20 protein-coding genes are annotated in these 16,472 nt (G+C 66.6%); 12 read left to right on the forward strand and 8 right to left on the reverse strand.

Annotated elements, in window-relative coordinates; genetic code table 11:
* Nucleotides 1-5: 5 nt before the first annotated feature.
* Nucleotides 6-965, reverse strand: a complete 960-nt coding sequence (locus VHP37_13200) for a tripartite tricarboxylate transporter substrate binding protein (GenBank protein ID HEX2827298.1) — start codon at nucleotides 963-965, stop codon at nucleotides 6-8.
* 4 nt (nucleotides 966-969) lie between these two features.
* Nucleotides 970-2,388, reverse strand: coding sequence for a hypothetical protein (locus tag VHP37_13205; protein HEX2827299.1), 1,419 nt, complete (start codon nucleotides 2,386-2,388; stop codon nucleotides 970-972).
* Nucleotides 2,389-2,486: 98 nt separating this feature from the next.
* Between VHP37_13205 and VHP37_13210 the strand changes: the two genes are divergently transcribed.
* Nucleotides 2,487-3,977 carry a hypothetical protein gene (locus VHP37_13210; protein ID HEX2827300.1) on the forward strand — a complete coding sequence of 497 codons (1,491 nt, stop codon included), beginning with the start codon at nucleotides 2,487-2,489 and terminating at the stop codon, nucleotides 3,975-3,977.
* A gap of 119 nt (nucleotides 3,978-4,096) precedes the next feature.
* Here the strand turns inward: VHP37_13210 and VHP37_13215 are convergent, their stop codons facing one another.
* Complete coding sequence (locus tag VHP37_13215) at nucleotides 4,097-5,233, reverse strand: MFS transporter (protein HEX2827301.1); 1,137 nt, start codon at nucleotides 5,231-5,233, stop codon at nucleotides 4,097-4,099.
* 239 nt (nucleotides 5,234-5,472) lie between these two features.
* Here VHP37_13215 and VHP37_13220 point away from each other — a divergent pair, with 239 nt between their 5' ends.
* From VHP37_13220 to VHP37_13230, 3 genes are all read left to right on the forward strand, one after another.
* Nucleotides 5,473-5,901 carry a hypothetical protein gene (locus VHP37_13220; protein HEX2827302.1) on the forward strand — a complete coding sequence of 143 codons (429 nt, stop codon included), beginning with the start codon at nucleotides 5,473-5,475 and terminating at the stop codon, nucleotides 5,899-5,901.
* 434 nt (nucleotides 5,902-6,335) lie between these two features.
* Entirely contained in the window at nucleotides 6,336-6,782 is a 447-nt protein-coding gene (locus VHP37_13225) for a FecR family protein (protein HEX2827303.1), read from the forward strand.
* Entirely contained in the window at nucleotides 6,772-7,404 is a 633-nt protein-coding gene (locus tag VHP37_13230; GenBank protein HEX2827304.1) for an OmpA family protein, read from the forward strand. Before VHP37_13225 ends, VHP37_13230 begins: the two co-directional genes overlap by 11 nt.
* A gap of 143 nt (nucleotides 7,405-7,547) precedes the next feature.
* On the opposite strand, the gene VHP37_13235 is transcribed toward VHP37_13230, so the two are convergent.
* Nucleotides 7,548-8,312, reverse strand: coding sequence for a CAP domain-containing protein (locus tag VHP37_13235; GenBank protein ID HEX2827305.1), 765 nt, complete (start codon nucleotides 8,310-8,312; stop codon nucleotides 7,548-7,550).
* A 69-nt stretch (nucleotides 8,313-8,381) separates the two neighbouring features.
* Here VHP37_13235 and VHP37_13240 point away from each other — a divergent pair, with 69 nt between their 5' ends.
* The 4 genes from VHP37_13240 (at nucleotide 8,382) to VHP37_13255 (ending at nucleotide 12,200) form a co-directional block, all read left to right on the forward strand.
* The gene (locus VHP37_13240; GenBank protein HEX2827306.1) at nucleotides 8,382-9,287 is read left to right on the forward strand and encodes a DUF1932 domain-containing protein; all 906 of its coding nucleotides are present in this window, start codon (nucleotides 8,382-8,384) and stop codon (nucleotides 9,285-9,287) included.
* A complete protein-coding gene (locus tag VHP37_13245; GenBank protein ID HEX2827307.1) occupies nucleotides 9,280-10,467 on the forward strand; it encodes an MFS transporter in 1,188 nt (395 codons plus the stop codon). Before VHP37_13240 ends, VHP37_13245 begins: the two co-directional genes overlap by 8 nt.
* A gap of 57 nt (nucleotides 10,468-10,524) precedes the next feature.
* Entirely contained in the window at nucleotides 10,525-11,505 is a 981-nt protein-coding gene (locus tag VHP37_13250; protein ID HEX2827308.1) for a tripartite tricarboxylate transporter substrate binding protein, read from the forward strand.
* A 248-nt stretch (nucleotides 11,506-11,753) separates the two neighbouring features.
* Entirely contained in the window at nucleotides 11,754-12,200 is a 447-nt protein-coding gene (locus VHP37_13255; GenBank protein ID HEX2827309.1) for a hypothetical protein, read from the forward strand.
* A 70-nt stretch (nucleotides 12,201-12,270) separates the two neighbouring features.
* On the opposite strand, the gene VHP37_13260 is transcribed toward VHP37_13255, so the two are convergent.
* From VHP37_13260 to VHP37_13270, 3 genes are all read right to left on the reverse strand, one after another.
* Nucleotides 12,271-12,426, reverse strand: a complete 156-nt coding sequence (locus tag VHP37_13260; GenBank protein ID HEX2827310.1) for a hypothetical protein — start codon at nucleotides 12,424-12,426, stop codon at nucleotides 12,271-12,273.
* Nucleotides 12,423-12,614, reverse strand: coding sequence for a CsbD family protein (locus VHP37_13265; protein ID HEX2827311.1), 192 nt, complete (start codon nucleotides 12,612-12,614; stop codon nucleotides 12,423-12,425). The genes VHP37_13260 and VHP37_13265 overlap by 4 nt, the downstream gene beginning before the upstream one ends.
* A gap of 66 nt (nucleotides 12,615-12,680) precedes the next feature.
* Complete coding sequence (locus tag VHP37_13270) at nucleotides 12,681-12,869, reverse strand: hypothetical protein (GenBank protein ID HEX2827312.1); 189 nt, start codon at nucleotides 12,867-12,869, stop codon at nucleotides 12,681-12,683.
* 365 nt (nucleotides 12,870-13,234) lie between these two features.
* Here VHP37_13270 and VHP37_13275 point away from each other — a divergent pair, with 365 nt between their 5' ends.
* A complete protein-coding gene (locus VHP37_13275; GenBank protein HEX2827313.1) occupies nucleotides 13,235-13,636 on the forward strand; it encodes a response regulator in 402 nt (133 codons plus the stop codon).
* Between the two features lie 275 nt (nucleotides 13,637-13,911).
* Nucleotides 13,912-14,667, forward strand: coding sequence for a hypothetical protein (locus VHP37_13280; GenBank protein ID HEX2827314.1), 756 nt, complete (start codon nucleotides 13,912-13,914; stop codon nucleotides 14,665-14,667).
* Between the two features lie 106 nt (nucleotides 14,668-14,773).
* On the opposite strand, the gene VHP37_13285 is transcribed toward VHP37_13280, so the two are convergent.
* Nucleotides 14,774-15,751 carry a tripartite tricarboxylate transporter substrate binding protein gene (locus VHP37_13285; protein ID HEX2827315.1) on the reverse strand — a complete coding sequence of 326 codons (978 nt, stop codon included), beginning with the start codon at nucleotides 15,749-15,751 and terminating at the stop codon, nucleotides 14,774-14,776.
* Nucleotides 15,752-15,903: 152 nt separating this feature from the next.
* Here VHP37_13285 and VHP37_13290 point away from each other — a divergent pair, with 152 nt between their 5' ends.
* Nucleotides 15,904-16,191, forward strand: a complete 288-nt coding sequence (locus tag VHP37_13290; GenBank protein HEX2827316.1) for a hypothetical protein — start codon at nucleotides 15,904-15,906, stop codon at nucleotides 16,189-16,191.
* A gap of 12 nt (nucleotides 16,192-16,203) precedes the next feature.
* Nucleotides 16,204-16,470 carry a hypothetical protein gene (locus tag VHP37_13295; GenBank protein HEX2827317.1) on the forward strand — a complete coding sequence of 89 codons (267 nt, stop codon included), beginning with the start codon at nucleotides 16,204-16,206 and terminating at the stop codon, nucleotides 16,468-16,470.
* The last annotated feature ends 2 nt before the right edge of the window (nucleotides 16,471-16,472 follow it).

Genomic DNA, 16,472 nt, shown 5'->3' on the forward strand with positions numbered 1-16,472 from the left:
CGCTTCTAGTCCAGTTTTACGCCCGACGTCCTGATCACCTTGTCCCACTTGCCGAGCTCGTTGCGGATGAGCGCGGCGAACTGCTCGGGCGAGGTGTGATGCGGCTCCACGGCCTGCGTCGAGAGCTTCTCGACGACGTCGGGTGACTTCAACGCAGTACCGAGCTCCGCGTTCATGCGCCTGACGATCGCCTCGGGCGTGCGCGCGGGCGCGAGGATGCCGTACCACAGCGTGCAGTCGTAGCCCGGCACGCCCGACTCGGCGATCGTCGGTACGTCCGGCAGCGCTTTCGCGCGGTGCGCCGTCGTGAGCGCGATGATCTTCAGCCTTCCGTTCCTCACCTGCGGCAGCGTCGAGATCATCGACGACACCATCAGCGGTATGTGCCCGCCCATGAGGTCGTTCACCGCAGGCGCCGTCCCCTTGTAAGGCACGTGGGTGAGCGTAACACCGGTCATGCTCGTCAGCAGCAGTCCCGCGAGATGGCCGATCGAGCCGGTGCCCGACGTGCCGTAGGTCAGCGCGCCGGGCTTCGTCCGCGCCATCGCGAGCAGCTCCTTCACGGTCTTCGCCGGAAAGCTCGGGTGCGCGACGATCATCTGCGGCGACAGCGCGACCTGCGCGACCGGCGTCACGTCCTTGACGGTGTCGTACGGCAGCTTCGGATAGAACGCCGGATTGGTCGCGAAGGTGTTCGGTATCAGGAGGAACGTGTAGCCGTCGGGCGGCGATTTCACCATGAGCTCGGTGCCGACGATGGTGTTCGCGCCCGGCCGGTTGTCGACGATGATCCGCTGACCCATCTGCTCGCCGACCTTGTCGGCGAGGATGCGCAGCAGCGTGTCGTTGCCGCCGCCCGCCGGATAAGGCGAGATATAGCGGATGGGCTTGGTGGGATATTGCTGAGCGAGTGCCGGCATCGCCGCGAGCGCGGCGATCGCCATCAGAGCCTGGTAACGTTTCATCGCGTCATTCTAAACGCACCGGCTCGAACCTCACCATCGGCTCGGCGATGATCGCGAGGCTCGTCGCGGTGTAGACGAGCATGACGACGGTGAGCGGCACGCACGCCAGGGCGGCGAGCCGCGCGGCTCCGAATTCTCGCAGCGCGACGCGATGCGCGAGCCAGATCGAGATCGCGTGGCCGATCACGATCGCCGACACCGCGACGTACCACGTCGACTTCGGTCCCATGACCGCGGCGGCGCGATAGCCCGCGGTGCCGAAGAGGTTCCACTGGCGGCCGAGCGGATCGGACACCAGCGCGATCGCATGCTGGCCCTGCGCGACGAGGTGCGACGCGTTGTGCGCAACGGCGTAACCGATGGCGATCGGCACGAGCGTGAGCGCGAACGTTTTCATGTGGACGAGCGTCGATGCGCCGCGCACGAGCTTCGCCGCGAGCGCGCAGGCGATCGCGTACGCCGCGAACAGCAGCAGCCACAGCGCCGCGAGGCCGGTCGCGCCCGCGATGGCGCCGCGCGGGTTGGCGAGCGCGGGCACGTCCCGCATGACCTGAGCCTGCAACACGTACCACGTCTCGCCGCTCAGCAGCCCGTCGAACAGAACGATCGCGAGCATCGCGACGACGAATCCGACGCGGCCGAGCGTCATGCCTTCGGCGGCGAGCAGGCCGCGTCCCGGTACGCGCAGCCTGAGCGTTTTCGCGGTGCCGCGCGCGAACGGGGCGAAGCGCCCGAGCGTGCAGAAATAGATCGAGAAGACATCGCCGTTGCGGCGCCACGCCGCCGGGCCGAAGAGCACGTGCCCTGCCAGCGTGATCGCGGTCCATGCCAGCATCGCGCTCGCGATGCGCCGCGGCTCGGCGCCTTCCGGGTACACCACTTCGAACCAGCCGATGAACAGCAGCAGCGCCGCGGCGGGCCACGCGTCGAGGCCGTGCGGATACGGCAAGCCGAGCGTCGCGCCACGACGCACGCCCGCGCGCCGAACCGCGAAGTCGATCAGGTCGTACAGCGTGCGCCACGGATCGATCGCCGGCCAGACGTTGCCGATGCAGCCCACGAACACCGTCAGCCCGACCCACCACACGATCCACACCAGCGTGGGCGCGAGGTTCATCACCGGATCGCGCGTGCCGTAGAGCCCCGCCGCGAGCGTCGTGACGAAGAGCAGCAGGCCGAGCGCGCGCGCACCCGCTCGCAGCACCGGCAGGGCGCCGATGCGCATCTCGCGAATCCGGCTCACCCGCGGCGCGGCGCGCGCGAAGAGCAGAGCGATCACGAACGACACCGCCACCGCCGCCGTCGCACCGGCGATGAAGTACGCGAGCGGCGCCGGCAGGTTGTGACGTTCGTCGATCCCGTGCGCATAGGCGCAATGCGGCACGAGCCACAGCGCGGTTGCGGCGACGTTGCGCTTGATCATCGGGCGAGTGTACCGCTACGCTCCGGTTCGTCTCGCCGCAGACGACAACAAATACGAGGAGCGCGGCCGGGCATTCACACGTGCAAGGGAGGAGCTCCATGCAAGTCACCAGGCACGCGCTCGCTGCGCTCGCAGCCGCGCTCTCGCTCGGCTATGTGGCGACGTCCGCTGCAGCCGCCACCGAAGCCGAAATCCATCCGGCCTCGCGCAAACCCGAATCGAAGAACATGCGCCTCGTCGGCTACAACGACCTGCAGGCGCGCAGCGCCTACCAGCCGGTGATCCATCGCCAGGGCAATCGCTACATCGCCTACATCGGCCACCACGGCGGCACGCAGGAAGTGCCGGCGCCGATGAATCCGCTGACCCAGCGCAACGAGAGCAACGGCACTTCGATCGTCGACGTCACCGATCCGGCGAAGCCGCGCTACATCGCGCACATCCCGGGCGAGCCCGGGTTCGGCGAGCAGGGTGGGGCGCAGATGGTGCGCGTGTGCGACGGCGCCAAGCTTCCGAAAGCCGACAAGAGCAAGGTCTACCTGCTGCGCACCGGCGGCACGTCGGCGCAGGAGATCTGGGACGTGACCACGCCCGAGAAGCCGGCGCTGCTCACCACCGTGGTCAGCGGGCTCAAGGATACGCACAAGAACTGGTGGGAGTGCGACACCGGCATCGCGTACCTCGTCTCGGACGGCAGGCCCGAGCGCTGGCGCACCAAGCGCATGACCAAGATCTACGATCTGTCCGATCCGGCGCACCCGCGATTCATCCGCAATTTCGCGCTGATCGGGCAGGAGCCGGGCTCGACGATGAACCCGATGCCGCAGGACACGCACGGTCCGATCGTCGTCGGCAACCGGGTGTACTTCGGGTACGGCACGCTGCTCGCGGGCACGGTGCAGATCGTCGATCGCGACAAGCTGCTCAAGGGCAACCCGGCGTCGAAAGAGCCGTTCGCGCCGACCGCCGAGAACCTGCTCTATCCGCAGGTGTCTCGACTCGATCTCTCGCCGTTCATCGGTGCCCATACGACTTTCCCGGTGCTGGGCATGGACGTGTCCGACTTCGGCGGCTTCGGCAAGTACGCGAAGCGCGACATCATCGTGGTGGTGAACGAGTCGACGCGCAACGAGTGCCAGGAAGACAATCACATGGTGTTCTTCGTCGACGCGACGACCGAGACCAGGCCGTTCAGCATTTCGAACTACCACGTGCCCGAGAAGCCCGGCAACTTCTGCGCGCGCGGCGGCCGCTTCGGGGCGCACGCGTCGCAGGAAGACATGGGGCCGATCTACTACAAGCGCGTGATGTTCTTCTCGTGGTTCAACGCGGGCGTGCGCGCGGTCGACATGCGCAACCCGTTCGCGCCGGTGGAGATCGGCTATTACATCCCCGAGATCAACAAGAACACGGCGCGCCGCTGCGTGAAGACCGAAGGGGGCGAGCGCTGCAAGATCGCGATCCAGACCAACAACGTCGAAGTCGACGACCGCGGCTACATCTACATCGTCGACCGCGCGAACACGGGGATGCACATCCTCGAGCTCACGGGAGACGCCCGGAAGTCCGCGAACTTCCCGGTTAAGTAAAAGCAAATGAACCGCAAAGGACGCAAAGGACGCAAAGGTTAACTAACGCCGCGTCGTCATGAGTTCGCGATGTTTAGCTTTCCTTTGCGTCCTTTGCGTCCTTGGCGGTTAGACAGCTTTTAGCTTTTCGAAGCACTGCTCCGCTTCGTCCAGTACCCCTGCGCCGCCATCAGGGCGCCGTTGATCCAGAACACCGGAGGGATGCCGAACGCGGTGCCGATCGCGCCGAAGATCATCGGGCCGAAGGCGCGCACCGCGTTGGTCGTCGTCAGGCGTATGCCCAGCGTGCGGCCCGAGCGGCCGGCGGAAGAGGTCTCGAACATCAGCATCACCGTGAGCGGCGTGCCGCAGCCCATCCCCAGCCCGAACGAGAACGAGCACAGCATCAGCGGAAGCACGCTGTGGAAGAACGGCACCGCGAGAAAGCCGAGCGCGCCGGCGTAGAACGAGTACATCAACACCTTGTCCGGCCGCGCCTGCTTCACGAGCCGCGGCAGGAAGATGCGCACGACGAACGCGGCCGCCGCGAAGCTCGCGAGCACCAGGCCGATCGCCGAGGCCGAGAGCCCGATCTCGTGGCCGTAGATCGGGATGTAGAACTGGAAGAGGTCGGTCCCGAGCTGAACCATCGCGCTCGCGGTGAGCATGCGCCAGATGCCCGGGTCGGCGGGCATGTCCGCGGGCGCCGCGGCTTTCGGCGCCGGCGGCCTGGGCTTGGGCAGGTGCCGCCAGCCGATCGCCAGCGCGACGAACGCGCACAGCGACAGGCCGACGATCGCCAGCGCCGCGTTCGCGTGTCCGATGTGGTCGATCGACACCCCCGCCATCAGCGGCCCCACGAAGCTCGTCAGCGCGCCCACGAGGCTGAAGTTGCTGAAGTTGCGCGCGCGCTGCTGCGGCGTGCTCAGCGTGCCCACGAGGTTTTGCAGCGTGACGTGATAGAACGCGATCGACAGCCCGCTCAGCGCCGCCGCCGCGTAGAACGCTCCGACCTGCCGCACGAAATACGGCAGCAGCAGCGCGCCGGTGCCGGCGACCGCGCCGACGATCAGCAAACGCCGCGGTCCTATCCGGTCGGACAGCGCGCCGATCGGCCACGACAGGAGCAGCGGAAACACATAGAACATGCCGCCGAGCACGCCCACCGAGGAAGCGGGCGCGCCGAGCGTGAGCGCATACAGAGACAGCAGAACGCGCGCGGCGTTGAGCGCGGTGAATGCGATGAAGGTGAGCGCGAGTGCGACTGCGATAGGCACGTGTGCTGATTGCGCGACTCGCGCGCAAAAAAGACGCGAGTTTACGCCGCGAAAACAGGCGCGCGAAATGCTCGTAAACCACACCCGTGCATCGGACTGCGGCCCATCGGGTGTGTCGCTTGGCGACGACGGGAAATTGTGCCCATTCCATTGTTTCAGCAGGGTTTTCAGGAACGGCACGGACGTTGCATCAGGATGGGCGTTGCCGCGCAGTCGGCGCACTTATCACGGAGATCATGATGAACCGCAAAACGCTCGCTGCTCTCGCAGTTGCAGGCCTCGTCACCTCGTTCGGCGCGTACGCCGACACCTACGGCCAGGCGGACGCCTGGGGCATGACCACCACGGGCAGCATGCTTCCCCCGAACATCAGCGAAGCACCGCCCTCGCTGTCGACGATCAACTCGCTCGACAACCGCACCGGCGGCTACAAGGGCTGGGGCCCGATGGCCAACCTCGCGACGCCGGGCCAGGTCAGCGAAAGCAACCCGTCGATCGCGTACTTCCAGCAGAAGCAGACCGAAGCGCAGCAGCTCGCCGAAGTGAAACAGGTGCGTGATCAGGTCTGGGTCGCCAACGCGCCGCTGCGTTCGGAGTACGACAACATCGGTGCCACCCGCAGCCACGGCGGCGGCTTCGGCTCGTTCTTCTCGCACGACAAGAAGTAACGTCGGGCGGACACAGGACTCGCGCGCGTCGCGCCGGCAGCACGGTCGCGGCGCCCGAGCCGGCGCGAGGCACGCGCGGCAGCTTTTCCGGCCGTGCGCGTCCGCGTCGTTTGCAGCACCGCAGTCAGCAGCATGCAACACGCAGTTGAAGCAAGCAGTTGCCGTAGTGCAGTTGAAGTTGAAGTTGAAATGGCAGCAAGCAGTAGCGCCAATGCAGCATGCAGCAGCAACGTAGTCGCATGACGTAGCACCATGCAGCACCACGACGCGGCTGCCCCTACGCGGGCGGCCGCGTCTTTATGTGGTGCCGCCATACACCGGACGGTCGTGCTGTGGCATGGTTCACATGTGAGCAAAAAATCGCGCAGTCCCGCGCGGGACGCACGGGTGCAAGCGCTACACTACGCGCCGCTTTTGACTCGGGAGTTCGAAGTATGAAGACGTTGATCGCAGCGGGTCTCGCAGTGGCCATCGCCGTCGCCGCGCTCCCGGCGGCCGCGCAGGACTACGCGGGCGTGGTCAAGACGGCGCGCGGGACTACGAGCATCGAGCGCGCGGGCAAACCGATTGCCGTAGCGCCGGGGGTGCACCTCTACCAGGGCGATCGCCTCGTGACGGGCAGCACCGGCTATCTCGGCGTCACCATGCGCGACGATACGTTGCTCACCCTCGGCCCCGGCACCACGGTGAGCCTCGACCAGTACGCATTCGATCCCAAGACGCACGACGGCAATTTCCTCGCGTCCATGACGAAAGGCATGCTCTCGGTCGTCACCGGGCTGATCGCCAAGCGCGAGCCCGATAATTTCGCGGTCAAGACGCGCGTCTCGACCATGGGCGTGCGCGGCACCGAGTTCATCATCGAAGCGAATGAGCAGTAAGGGCGACGCAATCCGTACCGTCATTGCCGCCGCGGCTGCGGTGGCGGTCCTGGGCTGCGCCGAGCCGCCGAAGCCCAAGCCGGCGCCCGTCTACTCCGAGCGTATCGTGCTCCTTCCCAACAAGGACGGGCGCGATTCGGCGGTGATCGTCAAACGCGCCACCGGCGACCAGCGGATCTCGACGCCGTACGAGGCGGTCGATCTCGTCGGCAGCAAGGAAAGCCGCAACGAGCTCGCGCAGGAAGAGGTCGAGAAGCGCTACGGCGGCGTGCTCGAAGCGCAACCCGCCAGGCCTTTCACGTACACGCTGTATTTCACGACCGGGACCACCGAGCTGACCGCGGCCTCGCGCCAGTCGCTGAACGAGGTGCGCTCGAAGATCAAGGGCTTCCCCGCGGCGCAGGTGACCGTGACCGGTCACACCGACCGCGTCGGCGGCTCGGAGGCCAACGACGCCCTGTCGCTGAAGCGCGCCGCGGCCATCCGCGATCTGCTCGTGCGGATCGGCATCCCGCGCGACGCGATCGAAGTCGTGGGCCGCGGCGAGCGCGAGCCGGTTGTGCAGACGGCGGACGGCGTCGCGGAAGAGCGCAATCGCCGGGTCGAGATCAAGCTCCGGTAGACCACGTCATTCCCGACCCGCGTCAGCGGGATCGGGAATCCATTTTCCAAGACACGTCAAAAATGGATTCCCGCCTTCGCGGGAATGACAGTGTTGGTCACGTCAAGAAGAGATGCCCGCCTCCGCGGGAGTGACGGTCGTGATTACTCGTCGGTGATGCGGTACACCCCGCGCCCGACCTCGGTGATCGCGTAGCGGCCGCCGTCGCGCGGCTGAAGCAGGATTTCCTGCCCGGAGCTGTCGAGCTTCACCGTTCCCGCAACGCAGCTTTCGTGGTTGCGGCCCTGTTTGGGGCCCAGGGTCACCGAGCTGTTGCGGTACTGATAGCGCACCGTCGCGTTCGCGCGGTTCAGCACGCGAAAGCGTGTCATCTGCGCGAGCGGCCGGCCGAAGACCTGCACCGCGTAGTACTCGCCGCTGCGGTTGCGCGCGACTCCGACGCCGATCTGCGTGAGCTCGGGCTGGAGCATGTTGCCGCGATGCGTGGGGGATTCGGCCCAGTGCTCGAAGAAGTTGCGTGACAGCCGATCGGGCGTGAATCCCGCCGAGCTGTACTCGAAGGCGAGGTTTTCCGCGACCATGCAGTAGGTATAGCCGCGCTTCTTCACGCGGTCGGCGGGCGTCGTGCCGTCCGCGTCGTGATCGAGCCTGCCGGTGCTCGCGATGTAATGCGCGAAAGAGCGCGCGGTGTCGGTCAGGCGCGATTCGCTCGCCAGCGGCGCGATGCCGCTCTTGACCCGCAGGTCGTTGGTCAGCGCGAGCACGCGCTCTTCCACGTCGCCGGTGAAGTCGGGCACCTGCGCGCCCGCGCCCTGCGCGACGAGCATCCACAATGCGGCCGCGATCGCCGCGAGCGCCTGTCTATAATCGGCACCTTCGCAAAAACGGGACTGCGGGATTTCGCTCATGAAGTGGATTTGCGTGTTACAGATCGATTCGCCAGCAATTATGACGCCTCGCCGGCGCAGGACGTTCCGATGAGCGACGTCCGTCTCGGTTTCATCGGTTACGGCGAAGCCGCGTCGCGCTTCGCGAAGGACCTCTCGCAGGCCGGGCTCTCGAGCATCGTCGCTTACAGCCCCTCGGCGGCGGCCGCGGCCGCGGACGATCCGGTGCGCGCCAGCGCCGCCGAATCGGGTGTGCGGCTCGTCGGCAGCGTGAAAGACGTGTGCAGGGGCGCGAATCTCGTGGTGACCCTGACGCCCGGCAAGCTCGCGCTGCCGGTCGCGCGACAGGCGAAGCGCCATCTCACGCCCGACCACATCTACGTCGACGCGACCACCGCCGCGGTGCGCGACATGGAAAAAGCCGCCGAGCTGATGAAAGGCGGTGCGGCATTCGTCGACGCGGCGGTCATGGATCCCGTGCCCATGCACGGCACCCGGACGCTGACAGTGGCGAGCGGCTCGCACGCCGGGCACTTTCGCGCGCTCCTCGAGCCGTACGGGATGAACATCCAGGTAGTCGGCGAGAAGCCCGGCGCGGCGAGCGCCATGAAGCTCCTGCGCAGCGTGTGCATGAAAGGGCTCGCGGCGCTGCTGCTCGAATCGCTCGAAGCGGCGGAACGCTACGGCATCACCGATGCGCTCGTCGCCGACATGGCGCGCTTCATCGACGGCCGTCCCTACGAGGACCTCATCAAGCGCTGGGTGTGCGGCACGGCCGTCCACGCCGAACGACGCGTCCACGAGATGACCGAAGCGGCGACGCTGCTCAAGTCCCTCGGCGCCTCGAGCCGGATGACGAAGAGCACGCGCGAGATGCTCCAGTCGATCGCCGACATGGGGCTGCGCGAGCGCTTCAACGGCCGCGAGCCCGACGCGATCGCGCCGGTGCTTCAGGCGATCATCGAGATCAAGGCGGCAGAGAAGCCGCGTGGATAAGCAGGGCCGCAACGTCCTCGTCCTGTCGGGTTGCCAGGCGACGCTCCAGACCACCGGCGCGACGATGATCGCGGTGACCGGGCTCGCCGGTTATGCGCTCGCCGCCGACAAGAGCCTCGCGACCGCGCCGCTCACGTGCTACGTCATCGGCTCGGCGATCACCACGGTGCCCGCGTCCCTGCTCATGAACGCGATCGGCCGCCGCGGCGGTTTCCAGACCGGCACGACGATCGGCATCCTCGGCGGGGCCGTGTGCAGCCTCGCGATGTACTTCGCGCACTTCTGGCTGCTCTGCGCGGGCATGTTCGTGATGGGCATCTATACCGCGTTCGGCAAGTACTATCGCTTCGCCGCGGCGGACGTCGCCGAGCCTTCGTTCAAGGCGAAAGCGATCTCGCTGACGCTCGCCGGCGGCATCATCGGCGGGATCTTCGGGCCCGAAATGGCCAAGCGCACCGCGTTCGCGTTCGACGCGACCCCTTACCTCGGCGCGTATCTCTCGCTCGCGGCGACGTGCTTCGTCGCGACGCTGTTGTTGACGGGGCTCGACATCCCGAAGCTTTCGGCGCACGAGCGCAGGGACTCGGGACGTCCGCTGTCGCAGATCATGTCGCAGCCGGTGTTCATCGTCGCTGCGCTCGCGTCGGCGCTGTCGTACGGGATCATGAATCTGATGATGACGTCGACGCCGCTCGCGATGCACGCGCACGAGCATCACTTCAACGACGCCGCTTTCGTGCTCCAGTGGCACATGATCGGCATGTACGGGCCGTCGTTCTTCACCGGCTCGCTCATCCAGCGCTTCGGCGTCCTCAACGTGATCCTCGCCGGCATCGCGATCCTGCTCGGGTGCATCGGCGCGGCGCTCGCGGGAACCGCGCTGCCGAACTTCTGGGCGGCGCTGTTCCTGCTGGGGATCGGCTGGAACTTCATGTACGTCGGCGGCTCGGCGCTGCTCACCGAAGCGCACAGTCCCGCCGAGCGCGCGAAGACGCAGGCCGCGAACGACTTCATGGTGTTCTGCACGATGGCGGTGTCGTCGCTCTCGTCGGGCATCCTCCTCCAGAAGAGCGGCTGGCACGCGGTCAACTACGGCTCGATCCCCTTCCTCGTCATCGCCGCGGGCGCGGCGCTGTGGCTGGTGTGGCAGCGGCGTGCTGCGGTCGCGGACGCGAAGTGATAAAAAGAAGCGAAGAAGCAGGCTCGGTTCCGGTCCGTTTCCCGGGAGGAGAGGGTCATGAAGCGGTCGTGCGTCTTCGCTCTGTGTGCGTGCGGCACCGTCGCAGCGGCCCACGCGGCATCGTCCCCCGCCGATAGCTATCCCGCGCGGCCCATCCGCGCGATCGCCGCGCAGTCCGCCGGCTCTTCGCTCGATACGATCACGCGCATCGTCACGCCGAAGCTCTCCGAGATCCTCGGCCAGCAGGTCGTCATCGACAATCGCGGCGGCGCCGGCGGCACGATCGGCGTCGAGCTCGCGGCGCGCGCGGCGCCCGACGGTTATACCGCCCTCGTCGGCGCGTCGAGCTCGATGATCGTCTCGCGCTACAGCTACAAGCGCCTGCCTTTCGATGTGCTGAAGGACTTCGATGCGGTCTCCAACCTCGTGAATGCGGATGCGGTGCTCGTCATCCATCCGTCGGTCGCGGCCAGGAGCGTGAAAGAGCTGGTGGCGCTCGCCCGAGCGCAGCCGGGCAAGCTCAATATGTCCTCGGCGGGCGTGGGCTCGTCGAGCCATCTCGCCGGCACGATGTTCAATACGCTCGCCGGCATCGACACCGTGCACGTGCCCTACAAGGGCGGCGGCCCGATGGCCGCGGCGGTGGTCGCGGGCGAAGCCCAGTGGTGCATCGCGCCCGCCGCCGCGCTCGTCGGCCACATCAAGGCGGGCCGCGTGCGAGCGCTCGCGATCTCGTCGAAGCAGCGCTCCAAGCTCCTGCCCGATCTGCCGACCGTCGACGAAGCGGGCGTCGCCGGTTACGAATACGGGAGCTGGAACGGCGTGTTCGTGCCGCGAGGCGTGCCGCGCGCCGTCATCGACAAGCTGCACGCGAACATCCAGAGGGCGCTCGCCGATGCGGACGTGGTGAAGGCTTACGCCGCGCAGGGCCTCGCACCGTCCGGGAGCGACAGTCCCGAGGCTTTCGCGCGCTACTTCCGCGGCGATTTCGACCGCATCACCAAGCTCGTGCAGGTCGCAGGCATCAAGCCGGAATAACGACAAGGACGCCACGGAGTGTTGTTGGGCAGGCGCGACAACATTTCTTGCGACAAAACACAGGTTTGCAAGTGCTCCCTCACGCGCCGAGTCGTGCTCCGGCGACGCTTCGAGGCGCCCCTGGATGCCCGTTTTCGCAGTAACCACCTGATTCAACTGTAAAAACAGTCCAGCGGCACAGGCGTTGCGACTTATCCGGTAAGCCCGGCAACTTCGGGGCACACCCACCAACCGGAAAGGAGCGACGAATGAAATCGAAAACTCTCATTGCAGCGGCGCTGGCGAGTACGTTCGGCCTGGCCACGGCGGCGTTTGCGGGCTCGGGCCATGAAGTGATGACGCCTTCTTCGGTGAACGAGAGCTTGCCGAGCGCCATGCTCGACCAGCAGCACGGCTTCCATTCGAATGCGATGAGCATCGGGACGGCGCCTTCGCAAGCGGCGATCGAGACGACGGGCCACGACCTCGCGCTGTCGGATGCGAGCGACTGGTCGGCCAGCTATGACCAGATGGCCGAAGCCGATATCGGCGATGTCTACCTGATCGGGTTCGCGCCGATGGACAGCTGGGATTACTACGTTCTCGACGACGAGACGGGAGACACCCTGGCGCTGATCGATGACGGCGACACGTACTATCTGGTCCCGCTCGAGACGGTCGCGTTCGTGACCGACCTGTCGGACGCGGGCGGATAGGCGTAGCGAGTGCACCAAAGCAAAACGGCAGGCGATGAGCCTGCCGTTTTTGTTTACGCCCGCGGCACGATCACGTGCACCCGCGCAGCAGGAACAGCACGAGCAGCACGGGAATCGGCACGCCGATCAGCCACAGGAAGATCCATCCCAGCTTGCCCGCCTGTCGCTCGAGTGACTTCGCGGGTCCGTGCCGGCGGAATCCATCGGTGCGCAAACGGTAGTTCATGGCGTCTTGCCTTTGTCGGCGTCCTCGATCGCTTCCTTCACGTTGCCGACGCCTTTCTCGATCTTGCCTTCGGCCTGGTTAGCGACGCCTTTGATCTGCTGCTTTTCGCTGCCCGTGAGCTTGCCGATCTCCTGCTGAGCTTTACCCGCGACGTCCTTGACGGCGCCTTTGACCTGTTCCTTGTTCATGATGCCTCCGAAAGAGTGGTGTATCGCGCTCTGGTGAGAGCACCCCGCGTGCCTGGACGGGCGCGTCTACTCGATCGGACCGCAGCCGGCTTCGTCGAAGCCGTGCTGACGCGCGTCTTCGATGCACTCTTCGAGCTCCACGAAGTCCGCGGACTGCTCGAGCACCGCGCCGTTGTCGTCGGCGACGCGGCGCCACGTCCACTTCCAGCATCCCACGGGCTCTTCGACCCATGTCGCTGCGAATTCCCAACCCATCGGGCCGTTCCCTCACCCTCGCTGCACGAGCGCGCGCCGCGCGGGCGCAATGGTGCGCCGCGCGGGCGTGCTCGATCTATCGATCTTCGGGCTTTACTGCCTCGTACCCGAAACCGTGTTTGTTTGCGTCTGCGACAGCGTCGCGAAGCGTCTTCAAGTCGTCGACGGACCTGGCGACTACCGCCCCATCCCCGGTCCGGCATTGCCAGCTCCAGGGACTCCCGTGCGCCTGTGCGCCGTGGCAGCGAAATTCCCACTGCACGGCGATCGCGTTGAGGGGAAACGGTTCCATGCGCAGGGCTGGCAGCTAGCGTGCCTGTAAGCGCCCGCGCGGCGCGCCCGCGGCTTGCTGGTATCCTGCCCAAATGCCCGCTATCCCATCATCACCGGGGCCGCTCAAAGTCCTGATCGTCGAAGACAACCGCGATGCGCGCACCACGCTGCGCATGCTGCTCACGCTCGCGCACGGTCACGAGGTCATCGAAGCCGACGACGGCGCCGCCGCCCTCCAGATCGCGCTCGACGAGCGCCCCGATGTCGCGCTGATCGACCTCGGCCTGCCGGGCCTGGACGGTCTCGAGGTCGCACGGCGCATCCGCGCGGTGCGCGGCCGGGACGAGATCTATCTCGTCGCGCTCACGGGTTACGGCGAACAGGAAGACCGCAGGCGCGCCGAAGCCGCGGGTTTCGACGTGCACTTCGTAAAGCCGGTCGACATCAGCGCGCTGGCGAAGCTGCTCGCCGAAGTCGCGGCGGCGCGCATATAAGCGCCCGCGCTGGCGGGCCGCTTACGCCTGATTTCGTAAGGACAATTTCCTCCGCTCTCAGGCTGTTGGGTGCGGGCTACACCGCAAAAACACACGCTCGCAGGGACTTGGCAAACCCGCCGTGCTCGGCGTCGCCGACCGGGGACACACATACGCTCACGCGATGCCGGGGTATTTCCCTAAGTCGTTGGCGGTGCTGAATTAAGCCGCTGTGGCACAACCGTTGCGATGTCTCGTATGAAGCCGAAGTTCGGCAATTGCTCAAGGAGACATCGATGAAATCCCAAACTCTCATGGCGCTTGCGGTTGCGGGTACCTTTGCGTGCGGCGGCGCGTTCGCCGGCGGGCTGCACCACGGCGCGGCGCAGCACGGCATGCAATCGAGCAGCGCGGAAGCGATCACGCCTTCGTCGGTGAACGAATCGTCGCCGTGGCTGGCGAACCTGCCGCACAGCGCGGGCTGGACGGGCAACGCTTCGACCAGCACGGTCGTCGGCATGGACGACAGCCTGCAGAGCGACAGCTACGTCGGGGCGAGCTCGAGCATCGGCGGCGGCGGCTCGGCCGGCTATGACTCGATGAGCTCGAGCAGCCTCGGCTACGATTCGTCGATCTACGGGCTCGACACTTCGCTGGGCGACACCGCGTACGTCGAATACTGGCTGCTGGGCAGCGAGCCGTACGGAACCGGCGTGAGCTCCAGCATCGGCGGCTCGGGCTATGGCGGCTTCGACTCGACGAGCTACAACGATCAGAGCTTCGACACCACTCTCGCCGCGGGTGACACCCTGAGCAGCGAGCAGTATCTGGTCTGGGGTCCGCTCTCGCAGGCGGATTCGGATGATCTGATCCTGGTCGAAACCGACCCGGCGTTCGCGGCGGACCTGACACAGGCGGCGCTCGACGAGGGCTTCACGGTCCTCACGCCGATCTACGACGAGGTGGCCGACGCGAGCCTCTGGAGCGGCGACTCGAGCTACGACGTCTCGCAGTACAGCCCGCTTTCGGGTGACGAGGACCTCTCGACGTAAGTAACGCGTTCCCGATCCTGTACGAAGCCGCCCATCCGGGGCGGCGCTTCGCGGGGTCCGATCCCGGTTTCACGGGGTCGGACCCCGGCGTGTTGTGGTGAGGCGATCAGTCGGTCCTGATGTTCGCCGCCCGTATCACCTTCCCCCATTTTTCGATCTCGGCTTTGAGGAAGCGTCCGAATTCGTCGGGGGAGCCGCCCACCGCATCTGCGCCGGAGGTCGACAGGATCTCTTTCACTTTCGGTGTGCGCAGGCTCTCCGCGGCCGTCGCGTTGACCTTCGAGACGATCTCGCGCGGCGTCGCGCGCGGCGCGAGCAGCGCATTCCAGCCGGCCGCCTGGTAACCCTTCACCCCCGATTCGTCGATCGTCGGCACCTCCGGAAGCTCGGGCGAGCGCTTCGTCGCGGTGACGCCGAGCGCGCGCAATTTCGCGCCGCGCAGCGGCGGCAGCGCGGCGGCGATCGGCACGAAGGTCATCGCGACGTGGCCGCCCATCACGTCGGCGACCGCGGGCGCCGCGCCCTTGTACGGCACGTGGCCGATGTTCGCGCCCGACATCATGTTGAAGAGCACGAGCGCGAGATGGTTGGAGCTGCCCACGCCTGCCGAAGCGGAGGCGAGCGCGCCGGGTTTCGCTTTGGCGAGCGCGAGCAGCGACTTCACCGACGTCGCCGGTAGCGACGGATGCACGACCAGCACGTTCATCATCGTCACCACGAGCGAGACCGGCGCCAGATCGCGCACCACGTCGTAACCGAGCTTCGGATAGAGCGTGGGGCTGCCCGCGAGCGCGGTCGTGCCCATGAGCAGCGTATAGCCGTCGGGCGCGGCGCGGGCGACCGCTTCGGCGCCGATGTTGCCGCTCGCGCCGGGTCGGTTGGACACGATCACCGGCTGCTTCCAGGCGTCGCTCATGTGCTGCGCGATCGCACGTGCGACGAGATCGACCGATCCGCCGGCGGGGAAAGGCGCCACCATGACGACGGTCTTCTCCGGATAGGCGTGTCCTGTGGAAGCGGTCTGGGCCGCTGCGAGGCCGCTGACCGCGAACGCAGCCACGGTGGCGGCGAGACGAACTTGCATGTTTCCTCCTCCTCGTTTTTCGGTCATCGTGCCGCAACGGCGCGGCCGCGACAATCCCGCGATAAAGCGCTGCCATACTCGATGTGCGCCGGAATAACCCGGCGCGCTGCCATGTTTGAAGAGCGTTCGGCCTCGCTCCCGGAGGTGCCGCCATGACTCCAATCCGCTGCTTCCTGCCGGCCGCGTGTCTCGCGGTTGCTCTTGCCACTCTGTCCGGCTGCGTGAGCTACAGCCCGTCCCAGCTTTCGGCCATGAATACGGTCGATCTGTGCGAGCTGCGCGACGTGCAGGGCCCCAATCTATCGCCCGAGACGAAGAGCGCGATGCAGGCCGAGCTCTCGCGGCGCGCAGAAAGCTGCGCGCAGCACAGCGCCGAGCTCGCGGAGCGCCGCGCCGAGTTCCTCTACCGCGAGATGTACGGCAAGCAGGACAACCCGTAACGCGAGGTACCGATGATCAAGTCGATGTGCGCCTCGGGCGCGGCGCTGCTGCTCGCCGGCTGCGTGACCTACAGCCCTGCTCAGCTCTCTGCGATGTCGCCGGTCGATCTGTGCGAGACGCTCGAGGTGCAGAGCTACAACCTGTCGCCCGAGACCCGCGCCGCGATCGACGCCGAGCTTCAGCGCCGCAACGAAAGCTGCTCGAAGTACGCGACGATGGTCGCCCAGCGCCGTCGCGATTTTCTCGATCGAGAGATGTACGGCAAAGAGAGCCCGTAAGC

The organism is Burkholderiales bacterium, assembly GCA_036262035.1.
GTDB lineage: Bacteria > Pseudomonadota > Gammaproteobacteria > Burkholderiales > SG8-41 > JAQGMV01.

Coding starts and splice junctions, on each gene's coding strand:
- VHP37_13200 (HEX2827298.1), bottom strand. CDS start 965: ATGAAACGTTACCAGGCTCTGATGGCGATCGCCGCGCTCGCGGCGATG.
- VHP37_13205 (HEX2827299.1), bottom strand. CDS start 2,388: ATGATCAAGCGCAACGTCGCCGCAACCGCGCTGTGGCTCGTGCCGCAT.
- VHP37_13210 (HEX2827300.1), top strand. CDS start 2,487: ATGCAAGTCACCAGGCACGCGCTCGCTGCGCTCGCAGCCGCGCTCTCG.
- VHP37_13220 (HEX2827302.1), top strand. CDS start 5,473: ATGAACCGCAAAACGCTCGCTGCTCTCGCAGTTGCAGGCCTCGTCACC.
- VHP37_13225 (HEX2827303.1), top strand. CDS start 6,336: ATGAAGACGTTGATCGCAGCGGGTCTCGCAGTGGCCATCGCCGTCGCC.
- VHP37_13230 (HEX2827304.1), top strand. CDS start 6,772: ATGAGCAGTAAGGGCGACGCAATCCGTACCGTCATTGCCGCCGCGGCT.
- VHP37_13235 (HEX2827305.1), bottom strand. CDS start 8,312: ATGAGCGAAATCCCGCAGTCCCGTTTTTGCGAAGGTGCCGATTATAGA.
- VHP37_13240 (HEX2827306.1), top strand. CDS start 8,382: ATGAGCGACGTCCGTCTCGGTTTCATCGGTTACGGCGAAGCCGCGTCG.
- VHP37_13250 (HEX2827308.1), top strand. CDS start 10,525: ATGAAGCGGTCGTGCGTCTTCGCTCTGTGTGCGTGCGGCACCGTCGCA.
- VHP37_13255 (HEX2827309.1), top strand. CDS start 11,754: ATGAAATCGAAAACTCTCATTGCAGCGGCGCTGGCGAGTACGTTCGGC.
- VHP37_13260 (HEX2827310.1), bottom strand. CDS start 12,426: ATGAACTACCGTTTGCGCACCGATGGATTCCGCCGGCACGGACCCGCG.
- VHP37_13265 (HEX2827311.1), bottom strand. CDS start 12,614: ATGAACAAGGAACAGGTCAAAGGCGCCGTCAAGGACGTCGCGGGTAAA.
- VHP37_13270 (HEX2827312.1), bottom strand. CDS start 12,869: ATGGGTTGGGAATTCGCAGCGACATGGGTCGAAGAGCCCGTGGGATGC.
- VHP37_13275 (HEX2827313.1), top strand. CDS start 13,235: ATGCCCGCTATCCCATCATCACCGGGGCCGCTCAAAGTCCTGATCGTC.
- VHP37_13280 (HEX2827314.1), top strand. CDS start 13,912: ATGAAATCCCAAACTCTCATGGCGCTTGCGGTTGCGGGTACCTTTGCG.
- VHP37_13285 (HEX2827315.1), bottom strand. CDS start 15,751: ATGCAAGTTCGTCTCGCCGCCACCGTGGCTGCGTTCGCGGTCAGCGGC.
- VHP37_13290 (HEX2827316.1), top strand. CDS start 15,904: ATGACTCCAATCCGCTGCTTCCTGCCGGCCGCGTGTCTCGCGGTTGCT.
- VHP37_13295 (HEX2827317.1), top strand. CDS start 16,204: ATGATCAAGTCGATGTGCGCCTCGGGCGCGGCGCTGCTGCTCGCCGGC.